The sequence below is a fragment of the Streptomyces silaceus genome, assembly GCF_001419745.1.
In the GTDB taxonomy this organism is placed as follows: domain Bacteria; phylum Actinomycetota; class Actinomycetes; order Streptomycetales; family Streptomycetaceae; genus Streptomyces; species Streptomyces silaceus.
Window position 1 is genome coordinate 1 of the sequence record NZ_LIRJ01000068.1, and the last position, 24,379, is coordinate 24,379.

Sequence of the window (24,379 nt, forward strand, 5' to 3'; positions counted from 1 at the left end):
GGGCGGGCTCGGGGGCGCGTGCCGTGGCGTGCGCCTGGCCGTGCCCCGCGGGCAGGTCCCCCACCAACGGCTCCAGCTCGGCCATGGTCTTGGCGCGGTAGACCCCGTCGATCCGCTCCGCGTGCTCCTCCGCGGTCAGCCGCCCCTCGGCCAGCGCCTCGCGGAGGATGTCCGCGGTGCGGTCCCGGTCGGCGTCGGAGGCACGGAGCGCTGGAGTGTGCTTTTCGAGGTCCACGCGAGCAGCGTACCCAAACGCGATAGATCGCGACTACCCCTACTGAGCCTTACCTCACAGGATCGGTCCGCTTCGCGCGCTCTACGCTGGTTGGCGCGTCGCCAATGGAGGCCGCGCCGCTGTCTGCCGAGTGAGGAATGGCCGTAATGCCAGAGTTTGCGTACTCCGATCTGCTCCCGCTGGGAGAGGACACCACCCCGTATCGGCTGGTGACCGCCGAGGGTGTGTCGACCTTCGAGGCCGACGGGCGGACGTTCCTCAAGGTGGACCCGGAGGCGCTGCGCAAGCTCGCCGCCGAGGCGATCCACGACATCCAGCACTATCTGCGGCCCGCGCACCTGGCGCAGCTGCGGCGCATCGTCGACGACCCGGAGGCGTCGGGCAACGACAAGTTCGTGGCGCTCGACCTGCTCAAGAACGCGAACATCGCGGCCGCCGGCGTGCTCCCGATGTGCCAGGACACCGGCACCGCGATCGTCATGGGCAAGCGCGGCCAGAACGTGCTGACCGAGGGCGGCGACGAGGAGGCCCTCTCGCGCGGCATCTACGACGCGTACACCAAGCTGAACCTGCGCTACTCCCAGATGGCCCCGCTGACCATGTGGGAGGAGAAGAACACCGGCTCCAACCTGCCGGCGCAGATCGAGCTGTACGCGACCGACGGCGGCGCCTACAAGTTCCTCTTCATGGCCAAGGGCGGCGGCTCCGCCAACAAGTCCTTCCTCTACCAGGAGACGAAGGCGGTCCTGAACGAGGCCTCCATGATGAAGTTCCTGGAGGAGAAGATCCGTTCGCTCGGCACGGCGGCGTGCCCGCCGTACCACCTGGCGATCGTCGTCGGCGGCACCAGCGCCGAGTTCGCCCTGAAGACCGCGAAGTACGCCTCCGCGCACTACCTGGACGAGCTGCCCGCCGAGGGCTCGGCGACCGGGCACGGCTTCCGGGACAAGGAGCTGGAAGAGAAGGTCTTCGAGCTGACGCAGAAGATCGGCATCGGCGCGCAGTTCGGCGGCAAGTACTTCTGCCACGACGTGCGCGTGGTGCGCCTGCCCCGGCACGGCGCCTCGCTGCCCGTCGCCATCGCCGTCTCCTGCTCGGCCGACCGCCAGGCCACCGCGAAGATCACCGCCGAGGGCGTCTTCCTCGAGCAGCTGGAGACGGACCCGGCGCGCTTCCTGCCGGAGACCGAGGACTCCCACCTGGACGAGTCCGCCGACGTCGTGAAGATCGACCTCAACCAGCCGATGGACGCGATCCTCGCCGAGCTCACCCGGCACCCGGTGAAGACCCGCCTCTCGCTGACCGGCCCCCTCGTCGTGGCCCGCGACATCGCGCACGCCAAGATCAAGGAGCGGCTCGACGCGGGCGAGGAGATGCCGCAGTACCTGAAGGACCACCCGGTGTACTACGCCGGTCCGGCCAAGACGCCCGAGGGGTACGCGTCCGGCTCCTTCGGCCCGACGACGGCCGGGCGCATGGACAGCTACGTCGAGCAGTTCCAGGCGGCGGGCGGCTCCAAGGTCATGCTGGCCAAGGGCAACCGCTCCCAGCAGGTCACCGACGCGTGCGACGCGCACGGCGGCTTCTACCTCGGCTCGATCGGCGGCCCCGCCGCGCGTCTCGCGCAGGACTGCATCAAGAAGGTCGAGGTCGTCGAGTACGAGGAGCTCGGCATGGAGGCCGTCTGGAAGATCGAGGTCGAGGACTTCCCCGCCTTCATCGTCGTCGACGACAAGGGCAACGACTTCTTCCAGAACCCGGCCCCGGAGCCGACGTTCACGCACATCCCGGTGCGGGGCCCGGGTCTGGCGTAACGCGCGAGGGGCCCTCTCGGCGGAGAGGGCCCCTGGTCGACCGGGCCTCGGGTGCGCCCCGTCAGGGGCGGGGAACCGCGCGCCCGGCCACGGCGCACCCGGACCGGCCGTCCGCGGCTCCCCGCAGAGCAGGCGGCTCCTCAGGCGAACCGCTGGTTCGCCGCCCCCGTGCACTTCTGCAGCCGCACCGGCTCCTTGGCCCCCGCCAGGGTCAGACAGAGCCCGGTGTCCGCGGCGGGACGCACCGTGCCGGACTGGCGCGCGAACTTCTGGTTGTCACCGCCGTGGCAGTTCCACAGGGTGACGGCCGCGCCTTCCTTGTGCGCGCCGTCCGGCACGTCGAGGCAGCGGTCCTGGGTCAGCCCGGTGTGCAGCGACTTCTGGGTGTCGTCGTACCACCAGGTCTGGTTGCGGTTGCCCGTGCAGTCCCAGCCCTGCACCTTCGTGCCGTTGCGGCTCTTGGACGCGTCGACGTCCACGCAGGTCTGCGTCCCCTCGTTCTTGAGGGGCCGGTACGCGTCGTCCCAGGCGCCCTTGTAGAGCTTGGGGCTGCCCGTGCTCGCCGGGTCGGCGCAACTGCCCTCGCGGTATCCGGAGTCGTACAGCTGCGTCAGGCAGGACGCGAAGGCCGCGTGGCCGCGGGCGTTCGGGTGGAAGGACTGCCGGACGGAGTTGGAGTCCGGCGGGAACGGGTTGGACAGGTCGATGTACAGACCCCGCGCCCAGGTGTCCTCCATGCAGACCTCGTGGCCCTGGAAGAGACGGGAGTTGTCCAGGTAGGTCGCGCCCGCGTTCTTGACCGCCTTGCGCATGCCCGTCGCGAAGGCCGGCACCGCGTAGTTGCGGCCCCACTCGGTGTCGGAGTCGTAGCCGAGCCCGCCGCAGGCCAGCTTGCCCGGGAACGTGGGGTTGTCGCGGAAGTCCGGGCCGATCGGGCTCGGGTACCCCATGGCGACGAGCTTGTAGTCGCCCTCCTGGTAGCCCGCGTCCTTCATGACGGTCTTCAGGTCGCGGATGGACTGCTCGACCTTGGGCACGAGGCCGTCCACGCGCGCCTGCCAGCCGTCGTTGTACTTGCCGGCGCAGGCTCCCTGGCTGAGCAGATAGCGGGTCACGCAGTCCGTCATGACCGGGGAGAACTCCAGGTCGTCATTGGCGCCGATGACGAGCAGGATTGTCTTGATCTTGGTGTTGCGCGCCTTGATGGCGAGGTTGTCGCTCTGCACCAGCTCGTCGGCGTACTGCTTCTGACCGCCGATCCTGATGTTGACGGTCTGCGCACCCGAGCAGGCGACGTTGTACGTCACGTCGGCCGGGATGCCGGTGCGGTGGATCGCGGCGTCCGGCGACCGGTGGCACCAGTTGTCGGGCCCGTCGGTGCCCGGTTCGTACGTACCGACGCCCTCGCCGGAGATCTCGCTGTCGCCGAGCGAGATCAGGCCGGTCTTGCGGTCGGCCATCGGGCGCTCGGCGGGGCTGCCGTAGAGCTTGGTGGCCTCCTCGGCCCTGATCTTCTCCAGCTCGGGCGGGAGAGGTGCCGCCTTCGGCGCCGCCCCTGTCCCCTGGTCCGCCGCCTGGGCGGGCACCGCCGCCGCCGTGCCGAGCACGGCCGTCATCGCGACGGCCGCCGCGAACGAACATCGCAGCCGGCCCCGTCCGCTGCGTCTGATGCGCTTCATTGCGCCTCCCCGGTGTGGTGTTACCCAGGGTTTTTACTGGTGGGTAGCAGCCCTTGGGAATACCTGGAACAAGACAAGTGCTCAACTTTTTACGGGGTTTGAACGGAGAGGTAGGTTCAGCGCATGACCAGCGACGCCAGCGACGACCGCACCGGCGAGTACCGGATCGAGCACGACTCCATGGGTGAGGTGCGGGTTCCCGCGCACGCCAAGTGGCGGGCCCAGACGCAGCGCGCGGTGGAGAACTTCCCCGTCTCCGGGCAGCGCCTGGAGCGCGCGCACATCGCCGCCCTCGCCCGGATCAAGGCGGCGGCGGCCAAGGTCAACGCCGGGCTCGGGGTCCTCGACAAGGACGTCGCCGAGGCCATCGCGGACGCGGCGGCCGAGGTCGCGGACGGACGCTGGGACGACCACTTCCCCGTCGACGTCTTCCAGACCGGCTCCGGCACGTCGTCCAACATGAACACCAACGAGGTCCTGGCCACACTGGCCTCGGAGCGGCTCGGCCGCGACGTGCACCCCAACGACCACGTGAACGCCTCGCAGTCCTCGAACGACGTCTTCCCCTCCTCGATCCACATCGCGGCGACGGGCGCCGTCACCGGCGAGCTGATCCCCGCCCTGGAGCACCTCGCCGCCGCCCTGGAGCGCAAGGCCGAGGAGTTCGCCGACGTCGTGAAGTCCGGGCGTACGCACCTCATGGACGCGACGCCCGTGACCCTCGGCCAGGAGTTCGGCGGGTACGCGGCGCAGGTGCGGTACGGCGTCGAGCGGCTCCGCGCCTCGCTCCCCCGCCTCGCCGAACTCCCCCTCGGCGGGACGGCGGTGGGCACCGGCATCAACACCCCGCCCGGCTTCTCCGCGGCCGTCATCGCCGAGGTGGCGCGGGCCACGGGGCTGCCGCTGACCGAGGCGCGCGACCACTTCGAGGCGCAGGGCGCGCGGGACGGCATCGTCGAGACCAGCGGGCAGCTGCGGACCATCGGCGTCGGCCTGACGAAGATCGCGAACGATCTGCGGTGGATGGCGTCGGGGCCGCGCACCGGTCTCGCCGAGATCAACCTGCCGGACCTGCAGCCCGGTTCGTCGATCATGCCGGGCAAGGTGAACCCGGTCGTCCCCGAGGCCGCGCTGATGGTCGCGGCGCAGGTGACGGGGAACGACGCGACGGTCGCCGCGGCCGGGGCCGCGGGCAACTTCGAGCTCAACGTCATGCTGCCGGTCATCGCCAAGAACGTCCTGGAGTCGATCCGGCTGCTCGCCAACGTGTCGCGGCTGCTCGCCGACCGGACGGTCGACGGGATCACCGCGAACCGGGAGCGGGCGCGGGAGTACGCGGAGTCGTCGCCGTCCGTCGTGACGCCGCTGAACAAGTACATCGGGTACGAGGAGGCGGCGAAGGTCGCGAAGCGGTCCCTCGCCGAACGGAAGACGATCCGAGACGTCGTCCTCGAAGCCGGGTACGTGGACCGGGGCGACCTCTCCCTTGAACAGCTGGACGAGGCGCTGGACGTCCTGCGCATGACGCATCCGTAACGGACCGACCTGTTACGGCGGCGCCGTCTAATATCTGTCCATGACAGACCTCGACGGGACCACGACGGCCGATGGCGGAGCGGCGCGCTGGGCGCCCGGGGACCACATTCTGTGGCGGTACCGGGAGAACGCCGGGCGCCGCTTCCACATCTGCCGCCCCGTCACCGTCGTCCGTGACGACGACGATCTGCTCGCCGTGTGGATGGCGCCCGGCACCGAGTGCGTGAAGCCGGTGCTCGCCGACGGCACCTCCCTGCACCACGAGCCGCTCGCCACCCGCTACACCAAGCCGCGCACGGTCCGCAGGGACCACTGGTTCGGCACCGGCGTCCTCAAGCTCGCGCGGCCGGGCGACCCGTGGTCGGTCTGGCTCTTCTGGGACCCGGGCTGGCAGTTCAAGAACTGGTACGTGAACCTGGAGGAACCGCGCGTCCGTTGGGCCGGCGGCGTGGACTCCGAGGATCACTTTCTGGACATCTCCGTGCGGCCGGACCGCAGCTGGCGCTGGCACGACGAGGACGAGTTCGCCGAGGCCCGCCGGGTCGGTCTGATGGACGCCGGAAAGGCCGCTGACGTACGCGCCGCCGGAGAGGCCGCCCTTGACGTGATCGGTTCCTGGGGGGCACCTTTTTCGGACGGCTGGCAGCACTGGCGTCCCGATCCGTCCTGGGTCGTACCCTCCCTTCCGGATGACTGGGACCGTACGCCCGCGCATGTGTCCTCATGAGACCCTTGATGCGCCCCCGTGGTTCAAACGTAGGATCGTCCTCCGCAAGGGCGCACAGCAGCAACTCCGAGGGTCTGCGCGGTGTCTGACAGGAAGTCATCGAGGGGCGGCAGAACGTGAGCGAGGACCGCAAGGGCCAGGCAGAGGCCTTTGACGCCATCGGGCAGCACTACGACGACGCCTTCCCGCACAAGGAGGGCCAACTCGCCGCGGGCCGCCGTCTCGCGGAGGGGCTGCGGCCCGGCTCCCGGGTCCTCGACGTGGGCTGCGGAACGGGCCTGCCGACCGCTCTGGGGCTGACCGAATCCGGCCACTCGGTCCTCGGCACGGACATCTCGACGGGCATGCTGGAACTGGCGGGAAAGAACGTCCCTGCCGCCGAGTTCCGGCAGCTCGACATCGCGGACCTGAGGGCCGAGGGTCCGGGCGGGGTGGGCCGGTTCGACGGCGTGGCATGTTTCTTCTCCCTGCTGATGCTGCCGCGTCGGGAGATCCCCCAGGCGCTGCGCCGGCTGCACGAAGTGCTGCTGCCGGGCGGCTTGATGGAGCTCTCGATGGTCGAGGCCGATCTGGACGACGCCGCGATTCCGTTCCTGGGGCACACAATCCGGGTATCGGGTTACCTGCGGGATGAACTGCGGCAGGTCGTGCGTGACGCGGGCTTCGAGATCACCGGCGAGGAAACGTACTCGTACGCCCCCGCGAGCACCGACGCACCACCCGAACACCAGATCTTTCTGCACTGCCGACGCGGCTGAGCAACGTGCAACGCTGGACGGCGCGCACGGCGCGCAGCCCCGGACGGACGGATTCGAAACGCGTGACGGAGCACCTCACCCCCCACGAGGGTCGCAAGGCACCAGCTGCCCGGCCGACCGCCCCCGCGGATCCCCGCGGGGCGCTGCTGCGTTCCCCCGAGGCCGCGGAGACCGGCGGGACCGGCGCCGCGGCACAGTCCCGCGCGGACGAAGCCGTGCCGGGCGCCCCCGTGCCGTCCGGCGAGCACTCCCAGCCGTCCGCCGCCGAGCCCGACCCGCACCGGCCGCGCCCCGCGCCGGAGGGCGGCGTGCCCGCGCAGCCCGGCCCCGGCGCGCCCGCGGGAGCGCCGGACGGCGAGGAGCGGCGCACCGGACAGCCCAGGCCGCCGGGCGCGGGCCCGGTGGCGATGCGGCGCGACGGCGACCGGCTGCGCTTCGTGGGCGCCGCGACCCGGCGCATCGCGCGCGGCATCGACCTCGACGAGATCGTGATGGGCCTGTGCCGGGCCACCGTCCCGACGTTCTCCGACGCGATCCTCGTCTATCTGCGCGATCCGCTGCCCGTCGGCGACGAGCGGCCCACCGGGCCGCTGGTGCTGCGGCTGCGCCGCACCGACCGGCTGCGCTCCATCGACGAGAGCTCCGAGGAGACCGACAGCGACAGCGGTACGGCGTCGGCACTGCAGGTCGTGCAGGCCGACATCGCCGATGTGATGGGCAGCGCCGAGCTGTGCGAGGTGCGGTCCGGCGGCGCGCTCGCCGAGGTGCTGCGCGGGGTGCGCCCGGTCTTCGCGGACGCGCCCGCCGCGCGGGCCGCGCTGCCCGAACTGCTGGGCGAGGGACGGACGTTGCCGTCGGGGCAGCGGGCGATCCTCGCGCCGCTGCGGGGCCGGCGCCGGGTGATCGGCGCGGCCGTGTTCCTGCGCCGCCCGGACCGTCCCGCGTTCGAGGCGGACGACCTGCTGGTCGCCGCCCAGCTGGCCACGCACAGCGCGCTCGGCATCGACAAGGCCGTCCTGTACGGGCGCGAGGCGTACATCGCCGACGAGCTGCAGCGCACGATGCTGCCCGAGACGCTGCCGCGCCCCACCGGTGTGCGGCTGGCCTCGCGCTATCTGCCGGCCGCGGAGACGGCCCGGGTCGGCGGCGACTGGTACGACGCGATCCCGCTGCCCGGCAGCCGGGTCGCCCTGGTCGTCGGCGACGTCATGGGGCACTCCATGACCTCGGCCGCGATCATGGGCCAGCTGCGGACGACGGCGCAGACCCTCGCCGGGCTCGACCTGCCGCCGCAGGAGGTCCTGCACCACCTCGACGAGCAGGCCCAGCGGCTCGGTTCCGACCGCATGGCGACCTGCCTGTACGCGGTCTACGACCCGGTCTCGCACCGCATCACCATCGCCAACGCCGGTCATCCGCCGCCCGTCCTGCTGCACCTGGGCGGCCGCGCCGAGGTGCTGCGGGTGCCGCCGGGCGCCCCCATCGGCGTGGGCGGCGTCGACTTCGAGGCCGTGGAGCTGGACGCCCCCGCGGGCGCCACGCTGCTCCTGTACACGGACGGGCTCGTCGAGTCCCGGCTGCGCGACGTGTGGACCGGCATAGAGCAGCTGCGCGAACGGCTCGCGGCCACCGCGCAGTTGACCGGCCCGGACCACCCGCCGCCGCTGGAGGCCCTGTGCGACGAGGTGCTCGACATGCTCGGTCCCGGCGACCGGGACGACGACATCGCGCTGCTCGCCGCCCGCTTCGACGGGATCGCGCCGAGCGACGTCGCGTACTGGTTCCTCGAACCGGAGAACGCGACGCCCTCACGGGCCCGCAGGCTGGCCCGCAGCGCCCTGGCGCGCTGGGGCCTCGAAGACCTGAGCGAGTCGGTGGAGCTCCTCGTCAGCGAGGTCGTGACGAACGCGGTGCGCTACGCGTCGCGGCCCATCACGCTGCGGCTGCTGCGCACCGACGTACTGCGCTGCGAGGTCGGCGACGACGTGCCGCAGCTGCCCCGGCTGCGCCAGGCGCGCGCCACCGACGAGGGCGGGCGCGGCCTGTACCTGGTCAACAAGATGGCCCGGCGCTGGGGCGCCACGCGCCTGAGCACCGGCAAGGTGGTCTGGTTCGAACTGAACCGGAGCTGAACGGCATCGGCACCGGAGCTGAACGGCATCGGCGGTGCGCCGAGGACTGCCGAAGGCCCCCGGAACCAGTTGGTTCCGGGGGCCTTCGGGTGTTCCGTGCGCGGACGCGGTCCCGGGACTCAGTCCCTGGAGTCGCTCCTGTCGCTTCGGTCGCCCCTGCCGGTCCTGCCGTCCGGGTCCTCCGGGATGCCGACCGAGTCGGTCGGGTCCGGCTCCTGGGTCGGCGGCTGGATCGTCGGGGTCGGCGTCGGCGGCGCGGTCGGCGTCGTCGGGGTCGGCCGGGTCGTCGGGCTCTGCGTCGGCGGCTTCGACGACGGGTCGTCCTCCGGCTTCGACGGCGTGTTCGACGGCTCCTTCGGGGCCTCGGACGTCGGGTCCGGCGGCGGCGCGATGGCCGCGCCCATGTCCGTGTCGAGGTCGAACTTGCTCGGCGCGCCCATGGCGTCGAAGGTGAACGCCGCCCAGATCTCCGCCGGGAAGCTGCCGCCGTCGACGCGGGCCTTGCCGCCGGCGCCCTTCATCGACACGTGCTTGGTGGCCTCCGGCGTACCGGGCACGCCCTCGCCGAACAGGCCCACCGAGGTGACGAGCTTGGGCGTGTAGCCGGTGAACCAGGCGGACTTGTTGTCGTCGGACGTACCGGTCTTGCCCGCCACGTCCTGCTCGGCGTTGCGGACCGCGTGGCCGGTGCCGTCGTCGACCACGCCGGTGAGGACCGAGGTGAGCGAGTCGGCGGTGCCGCGCTCGACGACCTGGTCGCCGATCGGGTCGGGCATGTCGACGGTGAGGTCCTTGTGCTCGACGGACTTCACGATGGCCGGGGTGACCTTCTTGCCGTGGTTGTCCAGCGTGGCGTAGACGCCGGCCATCTCCAGCGGGCTCGCGCCCATGGAGCCGAGCGTCTGGGCGGGCACCGCGGGCAGGCCCTTGACGTCCATGCCGAGCTTGCCCGCCATCTCCATCACCTCGGGCATCCCGACGTCCACGCCCATCTGCGCGAAGACGGAGTTGACGGACTTGTTCATCGCCTTCTGGACGGTGACGGGCCCGTAGCTGACGTCGTCCTCGTTCGGCGGGGCGAAGGCGACGTCGCTGCCCTTGACCGGGCGCTCGCTGGTGCCGTCGTAGATCGTGTTCGCCGTGATCGGCTGCCCGGACTGCGTCCGTGCGCCGTTCTCCAGGGCGGCGGCGAGGATCAGCGGCTTGAAGGTGGAGGCCGACTGATAGTCGCGGCGCGTGGCGTTGTTCGTGTAGTGCTTCACGTAGTCCTCGCCGCCGTACATGGCGAGGACCGCGCCGGTCTTCGGATCGACGGACGCGGCGCCCGCCTGGACCCGGGCGTCCGCCTTGTTCTTCTTGCGGTCGAGCTTGTCCTCGAGCTTCGCCTCGACCGACTTCTCCAGCTGGCGCTGCTTCTTGCGGTCGATGTTGAGCGTGATGGTGTAGCCGCCGAGCTTGAGCTGCGCCTCGGCCTCGGACCGGGTGAGCCCCTGCGTCATCAGCTGCTTCTCGACGGCCTCGTCGGCCGCCTTCACCAGGTAGCCTGTCTGGCCCTCCAGGCCGGGCGCGGGCTTGGGGGCGTCGGGCTTGGGGAACGTCATGCCGGACCGCTTGCCCGCGTCGAGCCAGCCCTCCTCGACCATGTTGTCGAGGACGTAGTTCCAGCGCTGCTTGACGAGCTTCCTGCTGGTCGGCGACGCGGACGTCCAGTCGTACTGACTGGGGGCCTGGAGCAGCGCGGCGAGGTAGGCGCCCTGCTCCACCTTGAGCTTCCTGGCGTCGACGCCGTAGTAGGCCTGGGCGGCGGCCTGGATGCCGTAGGCGCCGCGGCCGTAGTAGCTCGTATTGATGTAGCCCGCGAGGATGTCGTCCTTGCTCTTCTCGCGGTCCACCTTCAGCGAGATGACCAGTTCCTTCAGCTTGCGGCTGACCGTCTGGTCCTGGGTGAGGTAGTAGTTCTTCACGTACTGCTGGGTGATCGTCGAGCCGCCCTGCTTGCCCTTGCCGGTCACCGTGTTGATCAGACCGCGGGCCGTGCCCTTGAAGTCGACGCCCTCGTCCTTGTAGAAGGACTTGTTCTCGGCGGCGACGAAGGTCTTCTGGACGTCCTCGGGGACCTTGTCCAGGTCGACGATCTCGCGGTTGACCTTGCCGTCCCGCGCCAGGATGGACCCGTCGCTGTACTTGTAGACGTTGCTCTGCTTCTTCGCCAGGGCGTTGCCCTCGGGGATGTCGATCACCAGGTACAGCACGATGAACGCGCCCATGCCGAGCAGGATCAGTCCGAAGAACGTCCCGAGGATCTTCTTCCAGGTGAAGAAGCGGCGTATGCCGGTGCGCTTGCCGCCGGACGGGCGCCCACGGCGCGCTGCCCTGCGGGCACCGCGCGTCCGCGCTTGTCGTGCTTCGGCTCGGCCCATGACTGAGAGTGCTCCGCTTCCGTCTAGTCCACATGCGTACGTCGAGTCAGCTCATGAAGCTAACACCGCACCCTGGGACAAACTCCTGCCGATCCGGTCTTTTCCGGACGTGACAATGAGCACCTGCCCCTTAGGAACCGACGATCCCAGGGGCCGGAAGGTTGCGCGGGCGTCGCACATTCCAGCTCTACACGGGGGGTATACACGGCACGTATACACACCATGTACAGTGCTCCGCATGTCCATTGGCCACACCCTTCTGGGTCTTCTGGAGTCGGGCCCCCGGCACGGCTACGACCTCAAGCGCGCCTTCGACGAGAAGTTCGGGCACGACAAGCCCCTGCACTACGGGCAGGTCTACTCGACCATGTCCCGGCTGCTGAAGAACGGCCTCGTCGAGGTCGACGGCATAGAGGCGGGCGGCGGCCCCGAGCGCAAGCGGTACGCGATCACCGAGGCCGGCATCACCGATGTCCAGCGCTGGCTCGCCACCCCGGAGAAGCCGGAGCCCTACCTCCAGTCGACCCTCTACACGAAGGTCGTCCTCGCGCTCCTCACCGACCGCGACGCCGCCGAACTCCTCGACGTCCAGCGCGCCGAGCACCTGCGCCTGATGCGCATCCTCACCGACCGCAAGCGCAAGGGCGACCTCGCCGACCAGCTCATCTGCGACCACGCGCTGTTCCACCTCGAAGCCGATCTGCGCTGGCTGGAGCTCACCGCCGCGCGCCTCGGCAAGCTCGCCCTGGAGGTGCGCTCCGCATGACCCCCGCAGGTTCCCTTCTCGTCGCCGACGGACTGCACAAGGCCTACGGCCCCACCGCCGCGCTCGACGGCGCCGCGTTCTCCATCCACCCCGGCGAGGTCGTCGCCGTCATGGGCCCCTCGGGCTCCGGCAAGTCGACCCTGCTGCACTGCCTCGCGGGGATCGTCCGCCCCGACGCGGGCTCGATCACCTACGGCGGCCGTGAGCTGACCGGCATGTCCGACACGGAGCTCAGCGCCCTGCGCCGCAGCGAGTTCGGCTTCGTCTTCCAGTTCGGCCAGCTCGTCCCCGAGCTGACCTGCGTGGAGAACGTCGCCCTTCCACTGCGGATGAACGGCGTCAAGCGCAAGCAGGCCGAGGCCACCGCGCTCGCCTGGATGGACCGGCTCGACGTCGCCGACGTGCGCGACAAGCGGCCCGGCGAGGTCTCCGGCGGCCAGGGCCAGCGCGTCGCCGTGGCCCGCTCCCTCGCCACCAGCCCGCGCGTGATCTTCGCCGACGAGCCGACCGGCGCTCTGGACTCGCTCAACGGCGAGCGCGTCATGGAGATGCTCACCGACGCCGCCCGCTCGACCAACGCGGCCGTCGTCCTGGTCACCCACGAGACGCGGGTGGCCGCCTACTCGGACCGCGAGATCGTCGTGCGCGACGGCAAGTCCCGCGACATGGAGCGGATCGCATGAGTGACACCCGGGTGCGCCCGCAGCCCCCGATCGCGGCGCCGACCGCGGTGGCGCCGACCGGCGCCGCCGCCTGGGTGCGCGATCTGGGCATGGGCATACGGTTCGCGGCGGGCGGCGGGCGCGAGGGCTGGATCCGTACGATCCTGACCGCGGTCGGCGTCGGCCTCGGCGTCGCGCTGCTGCTCGGCGCCGCCTCGGTGCCCAACCTGCTGCAGAACCGCGACGACCGGCAGTTCGCCCGTACCCCGCACTCCTCCATGGACGGGAAGTCGGTCAAGGCGACCGACTCGACGGTCATGATGCGGGACACCGGCACCACCTTCCGCGGGAAGAGCGCGACCGGCATGTTCCTGCGCGCCGACGGGACGAACCCCGTGCTGCCGCCGGGCATCGACAAGATCCCCGCGGCCGGCGAGATGGTCGTCTCGCCCGCGCTGCGCGACCTGCTCGACGACCCGGCGAACAAGCTCCTCAAGGAGCGCTTCCGCGACTTCCGCGTGACCGGCACGATCGACGAGGCCGGCCTCGTCTCGCCGCTGGAGCTCTACTACTACGCCGGCACGGGCAAGCTCACCACGTCCGAGGGCGCCTATCGCGTCGAGCGCTTCGGGCAGGACAACTCGCTGCCCCTCGACCCGTTCCTGATGGCTCTCGTCGTCCTGATCTGCGTCGTACTGCTCACCCCGGTGGCGATCTTCATCGGGACGGCCGTGCGGTTCGGCGGCGACCGGCGCGACCGGCGGCTCGCGGCCCTGCGCCTGGTCGGCGCGGACGCCCGCGCGGTGCGCAGGATCGCGGCCGGCGAGGCGCTGTTCGGCGCGGTCCTCGGACTCGCCGCGGGCGCCGCCTTCTTCCTGCTGCTGCGGGAGCTCGTGGGCGTGGTCGACCTGACGAACGTCAGCGCCTACCCGTCCGACATGGTGCCCGCGCCCGCCCTGGTGGCGCTGGTCGCGGTGGCCGTGCCGGTCTGCGCGGTCCTGGTGACGCTGATCTCGCTGCGCTCGGTCGCCATCGAACCGCTCGGGGTGTTCCGCGGCACCAAGCAGCGCAAGCGCCGCCTGTGGTGGCGGGTGGTCCTGCCGGTCCTCGGCATCGGCATCCTGCTCTTCTCGGGCCGCATCGACCGCGCCGCGAGCAACGCCGCCGTCAACGTGCCCGCGATCGCGGTGGGTTCGGCGCTCTCCCTGATCGGGCTCAGCGCGCTGCTCCCCTGGCTCGTCGAGGCCGTCGTGGGACGGCTGCGCGGCGGTCCCGTGCCCTGGCAGCTCGCCGTGCGCAGGCTCCAGCTGACCACGGGCACGGCGTCCCGCGCGGTCAGCGGGATCACCGTCGCGGTGGCCGGCGCGGTGGCCCTGCAGATGATGTTCGCGTCCATGCACGACGACTTCAACGAGATCACCGGGCAGGACACCACGCGCGCCCAGCTCACGATCCGCAGCGGGACCGGCAACGGCGCCCTCGCCCAGCAGATGATCGACGAGTTCGCGAAGACCGAGGGCGTCACGAAGGTCATCGGCACCGTGCAGGCGTACGTCACCCGGCCCGGCGGCAAGAAGGTCAACGACATGACGCCGACCACGGAGCTGACCATCGGCACCTGCGCGACCCTGCGCGAGCTGGCGCACATCGGCGCCTGCAAGGACGGCGACACCTACGTCGTGCACACGGGCAGCCGGGAGCAGAACGGCTGGGTGGACACGACCGCGCGCCCCGGCAAGCCGATCAACGTCGGGCCCGACCCCGACTTCAACAAGGGCGCCGCGCCGGTCCTGTGGACGCTGCCGAAGGACTCGCGGACCGTCCAGGCCCGGTCCAACCCGTCCGGCATGAAGATCGACGGCATCTTCGCCACGTCCGGCGCCGTCGACATCAAGAAGCTGGACGACGCGTCGACGACCTCCTGGGTCAAGCTCGACCCGAAGGTGCCGGACGCCGAGGAGCAGGTGCGCAACGCGGCGGCCCACATCAGCCCCTTCCTCGGCGTGGACTCGCTGAAGTCGGTCGACCGCGACAAGCAGTACAACTCCATCGCGCGCGGTCTGCAGATCGGCGCGAGCGCCACGATGGCGCTGATCGCGGCGTCCATGCTGGTGTCGATGATCGAGCAACTGCGGGAGCGCAAGCGGCTGCTGGCGGTGCTCACCGCGTTCGGCACGCGCCGCTCGTCGATGGGCTGGTCGCTCCTGTGGCAGACGGCTCTGCCGGTCGCCCTGGGCCTCGCCCTCGCGATCGTCGGCGGCCTCGGCCTCGGCGTGGTGATGACCCGCATGATCGACAAGAGCGTCACCGACTGGTGGTCGTTCCTGCCGCTGACGGGCGCGGGCGCGGCGATGGTCGCGATCGTGACCCTGCTCAGCCTGCCGCCGCTGCGCCGGATGATGCGGCCGGACGGGCTGCGTACGGAGTAGCGCCCAGGGGGCTCCGGCTCCTCTCCTCAGTACGTACGCTGCCGGTGCGGGGTCACACGACCCGCACCGGCAGTGGCCGTACCGCCTCCTTGAGGGCCTCGGCCAACTCCTCGTACTCCGCCGAGCGCGCCGCACCGGACCGCATGGCGAGGGCGATCCGCCGGGTGGGCGCGGGATCGGCGAAGTACCCGGTCAGAAGCTGGTTGCTGCGGCTGGTCTCGACCCGCACGGCGGTGCGCGGAAGCAGCGTCACGCCGAGCCCTCCGGCGACCAGCTGGACGAGGGTGGAGAGGCCGGCGGCGGTCGTGGTGACGGGGGCGTCCGCGCGCCCCGCCTCGCGGCAGATGTCGAGCGCCTGGTCGCGCAGGCAGTGCCCCTCGTCGAGGAGGAGCAGGTTCAGCTCCTTGAGCGCCTCGCGCGGAATGCCCTCGCGGCCGCCGAGCCAGTGGTCCAGCGGGGTGACGAGCACGAAGTCCTCGTCGAACAGGGGGAGTTCGGTGACGCCGGGCACCCCGAGCGGCACCGCGAGCAGCAGCAGGTCGAGCCGCCCGGCCGCGAGCCCCTCCAGGAGCGAGGAGGTCTGCTCCTCGTGCACCTGGAGATCGAGGTCCGGGTACTTCTCGTGGACCAGGGCGATCACCGTCGGCAGCAGATACGGCGCCACGGTCGGGATCACGCCCAGCCGCAGCGCCCCGGTGAACGGCGCCTTGACCGCGTCCGCCTCCTCCAGGAGCGCCTCGACCTCGCCGAGGACCGCGTTGACGCGCGCGGACAGCCGCTCGCCGGCGGGCGAGAGCAGCACCTTGCGGGTGGTCCGCTCCAGGAGCTGGACACCCAGTGCCTCCTCCAGCGCCGCGACGGCCCCCGAGAGCGCGGGCTGGCTCATCCCGATCGCCGCGGCCGCGTCCCGGAAGTGCAGATGCTCGGCCACCGCGGAGAAGGCGCGCAGCTGCGCCAGGCTGGGCTGTTTGCCGCCGGGCTGCTTGCCCCTATTTATGGCTCGCACTGATAGCCACCTCCGATCAACACGACCCACTCTAGCTATTTCCCTAATCAATGCACCCTGTGCCACCATCGACACCAGTCCAACCCCACAGGAAACTCCCCAAAAGGGATTTTCTCTGCTGCAAGGAGTACGTGTGCTCACTGTCGGTGACAAGTTCCCCGAGTTCGACCTGACTGCCTGTGTCTCGCTGGAGAAGGGCAAGGAGTTCGAGCAGATCAACCACAAGACCTACGAAGGCAAGTGGAAGATCGTCTTCGCGTGGCCCAAGGACTTCACCTTCGTGTGCCCGACCGAGATCGCGGCCTTCGGGAAGCTGAACGACGAGTTCGCCGACCGTGACGCCCAGATCCTCGGCTTCTCCGGCGACTCCGAGTTCGTGCACCACGCCTGGCGCAAGGACCACCCGGACCTGACCGACCTGCCCTTCCCGATGCTGGCCGACTCGAAGCACGAGCTCATGCGTGACCTCGGCATCGAGGGCGAGGACGGCTTCGCGCAGCGCGCCGTCTTCATCGTCGACCAGAACAACGAGATCCAGTTCACGATGGTGACCGCCGGTTCCGTGGGCCGTAACCCCAAGGAGGTCCTCCGGGTCCTCGACGCCCTGCAGACCGACGAGCTCTGCCCGTGCAACTGGAGCAAGGGCGACGAGACCCTCGACCCGGTCGCGCTGCTCTCGGGCGAGTGAACGGAGCCCTCTGACATGGCACTCGACGAACTGAAGTCCGCCATACCGGACTACGCCAAGGACCTCCGCCTGAACCTGGGCTCGGTCATCGGCAACAGCGACCTGCCGCAGCAGCAGCTGTGGGGCACCGTGCTGGCCTGCGCCATCGCGTCCCGCTCCCCGAAGGTGCTGCGCGAGCTGGAGCCCGAGGCGAAGGCGAACCTCTCCCCCGAGGCGTACACGGCCGCCAAGTCGGCCGCCGCCGTCATGGCGATGAACAACGTCTTCTACCGCACGCGCCACCTGCTCTCCGACCCGGAGTACGGGACGATGCGCGCCGGTCTGCGGATGAACGTCATCGGCAACCCGGGCGTCGAGAAGGTCGACTTCGAGCTGTGGTCCCTCGCGGTCTCCGCGATCAACGGCTGCGGCCAGTGCCTGGACTCGCACGAGCAGGTCCTGCGCAAGGCCGGCGTCGACCGCGAGACGATCCAGGAGGCCTTCAAGGTCGCCTCGGTCATCCAGGCGGTCGGTGTCACGCTGGACTCCGAGGACGTCCTCGCGTAACGCCCCACGCATCCGAAAGGGCCCCGGAACCTTCCTGGTTCCGGGGCCCTTTCGTCGTCCGTACGCCTGCCGCGCGGCGGCCGCACGCCTACTGCGGCGGCTTCACCGGGGCGACGTCGACCGCCGTGGCCCCGCGGGGCTGCGGCGCCTGCTTGAGCGCCGGCTCACGGGTGTACGCCCGCAGATAGCCGACGACCGTGTTCGTGACCGCCACCAGCGGCACCGCGACGACCGCGCCGCCGATGCCCGCCACCAGACCGCCCGCCGCCACCGAGAGCACCACGGCCAGCGGGTGCACCCGCACCGCGCGGCCGAGGATGAACGGCTGCAGGATGTGGCCCTCGATCTGCTGCACCGCGAGGACGACCGCCAGCGCCATCACCGCCGTGAACACGCCCTGCGTGACCAGCGCGACGACCACCGCGAGCGCGCCCGAGATCACGGCGCCCACCAGCGGGATGAACGCGAACAGGAAGATGAAGACGGCGAGCGGCACCGCCATCGGCACGCCCAGGAAGTAGATGCCGAGCCCGATGAAGATCGCGTCGATCAGGGCCACTATCACCGTGCCGCGCACGTACGCGGTGAGCGTGCGCCAGGCCCGCGGGCCCGCGCCCGCGATGCCGGGCCGCGCCTGGGCGGGCACCAGCTTGAGCGTCCACTGCCAGATGCGCTTGCCGTCGTAGAGCAGGAAGAGCGTCGAGAACATCGCGAGCAGGATGCCGGTCATCGCCTCGACGATGACCGTGACGCCTTCGAGGCCCGCGGAGGTCAGCTCCTCCGTGTTGGCGCCGACCGCGTCGCGCAGGCTCTTGGCGATGTCGTTGATCTGGTCCTCGGTGACGTGGAAGGGGCTGTTGAGCAGCCACTTGCGCAGGTCCTCGATGCCGTCCTGGACCTGGCGCGACAGTTCGTCCACGTTGTCCATGACCTGCCAGACCACGAACCAGCCGACCAGGCCCATGATGACGAAGCCGAGGATCGCGGTGACGGCCGTCGCGAGCCCGCGCGGCAGACCGATCCGCTTGAGCCGCGCCACCGTGGGCTGCAGCATCGCGGTGATCAGCAGCGCGGCGACGAAGGCGAGCACCACCAGCTGGACCGCGCTGATGACCTTCATCAGCACCCAGAGGGTGCCCGCGAGGACGAGGAGGCGCCAGCCCGCCTCGGCCGCGACCCGCATCCCCCACGGCACGGCCGCCACGGGATCGGGCCTGGCCGCTACGGCCGGCGCGTACGCGGGCGGCGGCGGCACGTGGTCGCGGTCGCCGTCACCGGCGTCCTCGGCCGCCTCCGCGTCCCGCAGGCGGTCGTGGAGCAGGTCGTCCGGACCGTCGGCGTCCGTCTCCCTGTCGCGGCGCTGCTCGTTCAACCGCTCGCCCATCTCGCTCAATCCGGCGCCGATCCGGCCGAGCCACCCTGGCAGTCGCGACATGATCCGTCCTCTTCCCCCGTCTTTCCCCACTACTCCCCCCTGGAGCTGTCCGGACCGACCGTACACGGGTGCACGTGCGAGGCCCCTCACCGAAGGACGGTGAGGGGCCTCGAAAGGTTGAGCACGGTGTGGCCGGAGTGGGCCTAGTACCAGTTGTTCGCCTGCCAGAAGCTCCAGGCTCCGCACGGGCTGCCGTAGCGGTCGTTCATGTAGCCCAGGCCCCACTTGATCTGGGTGGCCGGGTTGGTCTGCCAGTCGGCGCCCGCCGAGGCCATCTTGGAACCGGGCAGCGCCTGCACCAGACCGTAGGCGCCCGAAGAGGCGTTGGTGGCCTTGTAGTTCCACGTGGACTCGTGGTTGACGATGTTGCTGAAGCACTGGAACTGGTCGCCGGGGACCATCTGCCGTGCCATCGCCTGGACCTGAGCGACCGTGTACGAGCTCTGCGGGGCGAAGCTGGAGGCGTCGCGGGCGGAGGAACGGCTGGCCTTGGCCTCCGCCTTCTCCTCGCGCTCCTTCTTAGCCGCGGCCTTCTCGGCCGCCTCGGCCTTCTCCGCGGCCTTCTGCTTCTCGATCGCCGATGCGGCGGCCTGCTTGCGGGCCTCCTCCGCGGCGGTCTTCTTCGCGGCGGTGTCCGCGGCCATGGCCTGCGCGTCGGCCTGCTGCGTCAGGGACGCCGTCTGGACCTGCGCCTGCTGACCGGCGGGTATGTCTGCGAGGAGCGTCGCGTCGCTTGCCGCTGCCTCGAAGTCGTTGGAGTTCGAGGGCTGGGCGTTGCCCGAGGCGACACCCACGACAGCGCCGACGGTGGTGACCGCGGTGGCGGATGCCACGGCGAATCCCCGGACCGAAATCCGGCTCACACGGTTTCCTTCCAGCAGCGCCCGCATAGGTGACCTCGCGGACGCAATCGTGCCCCTGGCTCTGGCCTCCGCTTGTAAATCGGTCACGGGAGGCTCGGACCCGGTGGACAACTCCCGCTACGGGAGCGCCGCGTGAAGCTTCGGGCGGCATGCGACGGTCACTATGAAGTTCTGTGGTTCTGGAGTTGCGGTACCGCTGGGGGTACAGGTGTGTCGCATGCGGGGCCTGACAGGACCCAGACTCTGCCCCAGCCGAACGCCGCAAGGCAATTCTCCGTTGCGTGGGAAAGCTCACACCTCGTTTGTCCCAGGAGTTTTACGGAAAGCGGCGCGCGCGAAGACGCCGCCCGGCTAGGCTCCTTCGCTTCGCCGGGCGGCGCCAACTACCGCGTAACCGCCGTGAACTGACCCAGAAGAGTCAGACCTGCCAGATGCGTCAGATCTGTCAGATGTGGCCGTCCTCCAGCATTTCGGTCACCAGGGCCGCGATCTGCGAACGCTCCGAACGAGTGAGCGTGACGTGCGCGAAGAGCGGATGGCCCTTCAGCTTCTCGACGACGGCGACCACGCCGTCGTACCGCCCCACGCGGAGGTTGTCGCGCTGGGCCACGTCATGGGTCAGTACGACACGGGAGTTCGCCCCAATTCGGGACAGAACGGTCAACAGGACGTTCCGTTCCAGCGATTGGGCCTCGTCCACGATCACGAACGCGTCGTGCAGGGAGCGGCCGCGGATGTGGGTGAGCGGGAGCACCTCCAGCATCCCGCGTGCGGTCACCTCCTCGATGACCTCCTTGCCCGCCACCGACCCCAGCGTGTCGAAGACCGCCTGCGCCCAGGGCCCCATCTTCTCGGCCTCGGTGCCGGGCAGATAGCCGAGCTCCTGCCCGCCCACCGCGTACAGCGGCCGGAAGACCATCACCTTCTGGTGCTGCCGGCGCTCCAGGACGGCCTCGAGACCCGCGCAGAGCGCGAGCGCCGACTTGCCGGTGCCCGCGCGCCCGCCCATCGAGACGATGCCGACGTCCGGGTCGAGGAGCAGGTCGAGCGCGACCCGCTGCTCGGCGCTCCTGCCCTTGAGGCCGAAGGCCTCGCGGTCGCCGCGCACGAGCCGGACGTTGCCCTCGGCCGTGACGCGGCCGAGCGCCTTGCCCCGCTCGGACTGGATGGTCAGGCCCGTGTGCACGGGCAGCTCCGCCGCCTCGGGCACGTACAGACCGTCCTCCTCGAAGAGGAGGTCGACCTGCTCCCCCGAGAGGGTCAGTTCGGCCATGCCGGTCCAGCCGGAGTCGGTGATGGCGAGCTCCGCGCGGTACTCCTCCGCGAGCAGGCCGACCGACGACGCCTTGATTCTGAGCGGCAGGTCCTTGGACACGACGGTGACGTCGTATCCCTCCGCCTGGAGATTGCGGGCTACGGCGAGAATCCGTGAGTCGTTGTCCCCCAACCGGTAGCCGGCCGGGAGCACGCCGGGATCGGAGTGGTTGAGCTCGACGCGCAGCGAACCGCCCAGCTCCCCGACCGGGATCGGGGCATCGAGGCGGCCGTGCCGGACACGGAGATCGTCGAGCAGGCGCAGGGCCTGCCGGGCGAAGTAGCCGAGCTCCGGATGGTGCCGCTTGGCCTCCAGCTCCGTCACCACGACGACGGGGAGCACGACTTCGTGCTCGTCGAAGCGGGTGAGCGCGTTGGGATCGGCCAGCAGGACGCTGGTGTCGAGAACATAGGTGCGCCTGTCGGGCATGCGGCGCTTTGTGCTGTTCACCACGGAAGGACGTACCCCCTCGGATGAGGTCGGGGAGCGACGGGAGGGATACCGGGCGCGGTCCGGCGGGTGTGAACCGGGCCGGTCACGGGCCGCGATGCGCGGGCCGAGCGCCGGCCCTCCACGTCGCCCGTGCTGCTCACACGGTCGTCCTGGTGCAAAGGGCCTCCCGGGCGGACGGCCTGATGCCGCCCGCTGAGAACGACGTCCCTTTCGGACACTGCTCGGACGTCGACCTGGAAGGCTTATTCCCTCGAACAAGCGCAGCCATGCCAGGGCATATGACGACGCGTTGGTTAACTCTGGGTTACCCCGACCTCAGGGGCGTGTGTTCGTCAGCCGCCGTAACGGCGGTGACGCGCGGCGTAATCCCGCAGCGCACGAAGGAAGTCGACCTTCCGGAAGGCCGGCCAGAAGACCTCGCAGAAGTAGTACTCGGAGTGAGCGGTCTGCCAGAGCATGAACCCGGACAGTCGCTGTTCACCACTCGTACGGATCACCAGATCGGGGTCCGGCTGGGCCCTGGTGTACAGGTGCTTGCCGATGAGGTCGACGTCGACCTTCTCGGCCACCTCGTCGAGCGACTCGCCCTTGTCCGCCGCGTCGAGCAGCATGGAGCGGACGGCGTCGGCGATCTCCTGGCGGCCGCCGTAGCCGATCGCCACGTTGACCACTATCCCCTTGACGTGGGCCGTGGCCTCCTCCGCCTCCTTGAGGACGGTCTGCATCCCCGAGGGCAGGATGTCGGTCGCGCCGACGTGGTGGACACGCCAGCGGCCGTCACGGGCCAGCGAGCGGACCGTGTCCTCGATGATGCCGAGCAGCGGGCCGAGCTCCTCCTGGGGGCGGTCGAAGTTGTCCGTCGACAGCAGCCAGAGCGTGACGACCTCGACGTCCGTCTCGCTGCACCAGCCGAGGAACTCCCCGATGTTGTCCGCACCCGCCTGATGGCCCTGGGCGGTGGTGGATCCGGCGGCCTTCGCCCAGCGCCGGTTGCCATCCATGATGACCCCGATGTGCTTGGGCACCTGGTCATGGTCCAGGTGGCCCTCCACCCGGCGTGCGTACAGCCTGACCAGCAGGCCGCGCAGCCTGTCCCGCAGGTTCACGGTGTTTCCAACCCCTCCGTGCAGACGGCAGTCCCCGAAGGCGAAAGCCTACCGCCGGAAATCAGGGGTGTGAGCCACGGGGAACCGGCGCACTGCCGTAGCTTCGTCACCATGAACGACACCTCTCCTTATGTCGCCTCGACGGACCGCTATGACGCGATGGAGTACCGGCGCACGGGCCGCAGCGGCCTCAGGCTGCCCGCCGTCTCCCTCGGTCTCTGGCACAACTTCGGGGACGACAAGGCCCTGGAGACGCAGCGCGCGATCCTGCGCCGCGGCTTCGACCTGGGCGTCACCCACTTCGACCTGGCGAACAACTACGGCCCGCCGCCCGGGTCGGCGGAGCTCAACTTCGGCAAGATCTTCGCGCAGGACTTCGCCGCGTACCGCGACGAACTGGTCATCTCGACCAAGGCGGGGTACCTCATGCACCCCGGTCCGTACGGCGAGTGGGGCAGCCGCAAGTACCTGCTGTCCTCGCTCGACGCCTCGCTGAAGCGGATGGGCCTCGACTACGTCGACATCTTCTACTCCCACCGCTTCGACCCGGACACCCCGCTCGAGGAGACGATGGGCGCGCTGGCCTCCGCGGTCCAGCAGGGCAAGGCGCTCTACGTCGGCGTCTCCTCGTACAACAGCGAGCAGACCGCCGAAGCGGCGCGCCTGCTGCGGGAGATGGGCGTCCCGGCGCTCATCCACCAGCCGTCGTACTCGATGATCAACCGCTGGACCGAGGAGGACGGGCTGCTCGACACGCTGGAGGCGGCCGGCATGGGCTGCATCTCCTTCGTGCCGCTCGCCCAGGGCCTGCTCACGAACAAGTACCTGAAGGGCATCCCGGAGGGCTCGCGCGCGACGCAGGGCAAGTCGCTCGACCCGAACCTGCTGAGCGACGAGGTCGTGCGCCGCCTCAACGGCCTGAACGACATCGCGGCCGGCCGCGGCCAGTCGCTCGCCCAGCTCGCCCTCAACTGGGTGCTGCGCGACGAGCGCATGACCTCCGCGCTGATCGGCGCCTCCAGCGTGAAGCAGCTGGAGGAGAACGTGGCCGCGCTCGCGGGCCCGAAGCTGACCGACGAGGAGCTGACCGCCATCGACACGTTCGCGGTGTCGACGCCGGGCACCAACATCTGGGCCGGCCGGGGCTAGCCGCACCCGACCCGCCGAGGGGAGCCCCGGGCCGGAGCGCATCCGGCCCGGGGCTCCCCTCTGTGTGCTCACCGCCGTGCCGGCCGGTCCGCCGTCAGCCGCGCGGTCGCTTGAACCACGCGCCCGCCGCGCCCTGGGAGAGCAGGACGACGACGGCGATGGCGCCGAGCAGCGGCAGCAGTCCCGCCGGGTTGCCGCTGGCCGCGCCGCCGAGGGCGGCGGCGATCTGCACGCTCATCAGGACGATGCACGTGACGCGGATGCCGTTGCCGACCGTCCCGAAGCGGAAGGCCATGCCCGCGGAGACCAGCAGGCAGATGTTCACACCGAGCGCGGCGCCCGCCGTCTCCGGGTTGACCGTGAAGATCAGGCCGAACACGCCGAAGACGAGGAGTCCGCCGAGGACCCACAGGACTACCTGTGCGGCGCGGACGACACCGGGCATCCGCTGCGGGGCCGTCGGGCCGTAGCCGTAGCCGTACGCGGGGTCCTGCGCGGGACCGTTGTAGGTGGGCAGGCCCGCCTGCGGGTCGGCGTACGGGGCCTGCTGGGGGTTGTGCTCGGGGCCGGGCGGTGGGGGGAACTGGTTCGACATGTCCCTGACCATAACTGGACGTCGATCTTCCGCCATCGAGCGGCCCGCTTCCGCGGACCTGATCC

At 70.4% G+C, this 24,379-nt stretch carries 20 protein-coding genes; 11 read left to right on the forward strand and 9 right to left on the reverse strand.

The genetic code is table 11. The annotated features are described in order from the left end of the window. Positions 1-235, reverse strand: a 235-nt coding sequence (locus tag AOK22_RS07890) for a DUF1707 SHOCT-like domain-containing protein (protein ID WP_157872195.1), incomplete at its 3' end; no start/stop codon positions are given. Between the two features lie 146 nt (positions 236-381). On the opposite strand from AOK22_RS07890, the gene AOK22_RS07895 reads away from it, so the two are divergent. Continuing rightward, a complete protein-coding gene (locus AOK22_RS07895) occupies positions 382-2,049 on the forward strand; it encodes a fumarate hydratase (protein WP_055697867.1) in 1,668 nt (555 codons plus the stop codon). A 140-nt stretch (positions 2,050-2,189) separates the two neighbouring features. Here the strand turns inward: AOK22_RS07895 and AOK22_RS07900 are convergent, their stop codons facing one another. After that, the gene (locus AOK22_RS07900; protein WP_055697868.1) at positions 2,190-3,728 is read right to left on the reverse strand and encodes a ricin-type beta-trefoil lectin domain protein; all 1,539 of its coding nucleotides are present in this window, start codon (positions 3,726-3,728) and stop codon (positions 2,190-2,192) included. 123 nt (positions 3,729-3,851) lie between these two features. Between AOK22_RS07900 and AOK22_RS07905 the strand changes: the two genes are divergently transcribed. From AOK22_RS07905 to AOK22_RS07920, 4 genes are all read left to right on the forward strand, one after another. Then, complete coding sequence (locus tag AOK22_RS07905) at positions 3,852-5,264, forward strand: class II fumarate hydratase (RefSeq protein ID WP_055697869.1); 1,413 nt, start codon at positions 3,852-3,854, stop codon at positions 5,262-5,264. 40 nt (positions 5,265-5,304) lie between these two features. Then, complete coding sequence (gene fomD, locus AOK22_RS07910) at positions 5,305-5,991, forward strand: cytidylyl-2-hydroxypropylphosphonate hydrolase (RefSeq protein WP_055697870.1); 687 nt, start codon at positions 5,305-5,307, stop codon at positions 5,989-5,991. Between the two features lie 116 nt (positions 5,992-6,107). Beyond that, positions 6,108-6,749, forward strand: coding sequence for a class I SAM-dependent methyltransferase (locus AOK22_RS07915; protein ID WP_237773502.1), 642 nt, complete (start codon positions 6,108-6,110; stop codon positions 6,747-6,749). A 62-nt stretch (positions 6,750-6,811) separates the two neighbouring features. After that, positions 6,812-8,881, forward strand: a complete 2,070-nt coding sequence (locus AOK22_RS07920; protein WP_425264011.1) for an ATP-binding SpoIIE family protein phosphatase — start codon at positions 6,812-6,814, stop codon at positions 8,879-8,881. Between the two features lie 119 nt (positions 8,882-9,000). Here AOK22_RS07920 and AOK22_RS07925 read toward each other — a convergent pair whose 3' ends face one another. Further along, a complete protein-coding gene (locus AOK22_RS07925; RefSeq protein WP_055697872.1) occupies positions 9,001-11,301 on the reverse strand; it encodes a transglycosylase domain-containing protein in 2,301 nt (766 codons plus the stop codon). A gap of 238 nt (positions 11,302-11,539) precedes the next feature. Between AOK22_RS07925 and AOK22_RS07930 the strand changes: the two genes are divergently transcribed. The 3 genes from AOK22_RS07930 to AOK22_RS07940 are packed head-to-tail and all read left to right on the forward strand — an operon-like array spanning position 11,540 to position 15,158. After that, the gene (locus AOK22_RS07930; RefSeq protein ID WP_055697873.1) at positions 11,540-12,067 is read left to right on the forward strand and encodes a PadR family transcriptional regulator; all 528 of its coding nucleotides are present in this window, start codon (positions 11,540-11,542) and stop codon (positions 12,065-12,067) included. After that, positions 12,064-12,750, forward strand: a complete 687-nt coding sequence (locus tag AOK22_RS07935) for an ABC transporter ATP-binding protein (RefSeq protein ID WP_055697874.1) — start codon at positions 12,064-12,066, stop codon at positions 12,748-12,750. The genes AOK22_RS07930 and AOK22_RS07935 overlap by 4 nt, the downstream gene beginning before the upstream one ends. Then, positions 12,747-15,158, forward strand: a complete 2,412-nt coding sequence (locus tag AOK22_RS07940) for an FtsX-like permease family protein (RefSeq protein ID WP_055697875.1) — start codon at positions 12,747-12,749, stop codon at positions 15,156-15,158. The genes AOK22_RS07935 and AOK22_RS07940 overlap by 4 nt, the downstream gene beginning before the upstream one ends. A gap of 52 nt (positions 15,159-15,210) precedes the next feature. Here the strand turns inward: AOK22_RS07940 and AOK22_RS07945 are convergent, their stop codons facing one another. After that, on the reverse strand, positions 15,211-16,164 hold the full coding sequence (locus tag AOK22_RS07945; protein WP_425264012.1) for a LysR substrate-binding domain-containing protein: 954 nt from the start codon (positions 16,162-16,164) through the stop codon (positions 15,211-15,213). 133 nt (positions 16,165-16,297) lie between these two features. Between AOK22_RS07945 and AOK22_RS07950 the strand changes: the two genes are divergently transcribed. Both AOK22_RS07950 and AOK22_RS07955 read left to right on the forward strand, forming a co-directional pair. After that, positions 16,298-16,852, forward strand: a complete 555-nt coding sequence (locus AOK22_RS07950) for a peroxiredoxin (RefSeq protein ID WP_055697876.1) — start codon at positions 16,298-16,300, stop codon at positions 16,850-16,852. Between the two features lie 15 nt (positions 16,853-16,867). Then, a complete protein-coding gene (locus AOK22_RS07955) occupies positions 16,868-17,398 on the forward strand; it encodes an alkyl hydroperoxide reductase (protein WP_055697877.1) in 531 nt (176 codons plus the stop codon). An 88-nt stretch (positions 17,399-17,486) separates the two neighbouring features. Here AOK22_RS07955 and AOK22_RS07960 read toward each other — a convergent pair whose 3' ends face one another. The 4 genes from AOK22_RS07960 to AOK22_RS07975 form a co-directional block, all read right to left on the reverse strand. Continuing rightward, a complete protein-coding gene (locus AOK22_RS07960) occupies positions 17,487-18,833 on the reverse strand; it encodes an AI-2E family transporter (protein WP_055697878.1) in 1,347 nt (448 codons plus the stop codon). A gap of 143 nt (positions 18,834-18,976) precedes the next feature. Continuing rightward, positions 18,977-19,696, reverse strand: a complete 720-nt coding sequence (locus AOK22_RS07965; RefSeq protein WP_055697879.1) for an aggregation-promoting factor C-terminal-like domain-containing protein — start codon at positions 19,694-19,696, stop codon at positions 18,977-18,979. 445 nt (positions 19,697-20,141) lie between these two features. Further along, positions 20,142-21,464: an RNA 5'-3' helicase PhoH2 gene (locus tag AOK22_RS07970; protein ID WP_055697880.1), complete on the reverse strand. Its 1,323-nt coding sequence runs from the start codon at positions 21,462-21,464 to the stop codon at positions 20,142-20,144. Between the two features lie 332 nt (positions 21,465-21,796). Beyond that, complete coding sequence (locus AOK22_RS07975; RefSeq protein WP_055697881.1) at positions 21,797-22,570, reverse strand: isoprenyl transferase; 774 nt, start codon at positions 22,568-22,570, stop codon at positions 21,797-21,799. A gap of 111 nt (positions 22,571-22,681) precedes the next feature. Between AOK22_RS07975 and mgrA the strand changes: the two genes are divergently transcribed. Further along, positions 22,682-23,719, forward strand: coding sequence for an L-glyceraldehyde 3-phosphate reductase (gene mgrA, locus AOK22_RS07980; protein ID WP_055697882.1), 1,038 nt, complete (start codon positions 22,682-22,684; stop codon positions 23,717-23,719). A 94-nt stretch (positions 23,720-23,813) separates the two neighbouring features. Here mgrA and AOK22_RS07985 read toward each other — a convergent pair whose 3' ends face one another. Then, entirely contained in the window at positions 23,814-24,314 is a 501-nt protein-coding gene (locus tag AOK22_RS07985; RefSeq protein ID WP_157872196.1) for a hypothetical protein, read from the reverse strand. Positions 24,315-24,379: the final 65 nt, after the last annotated feature.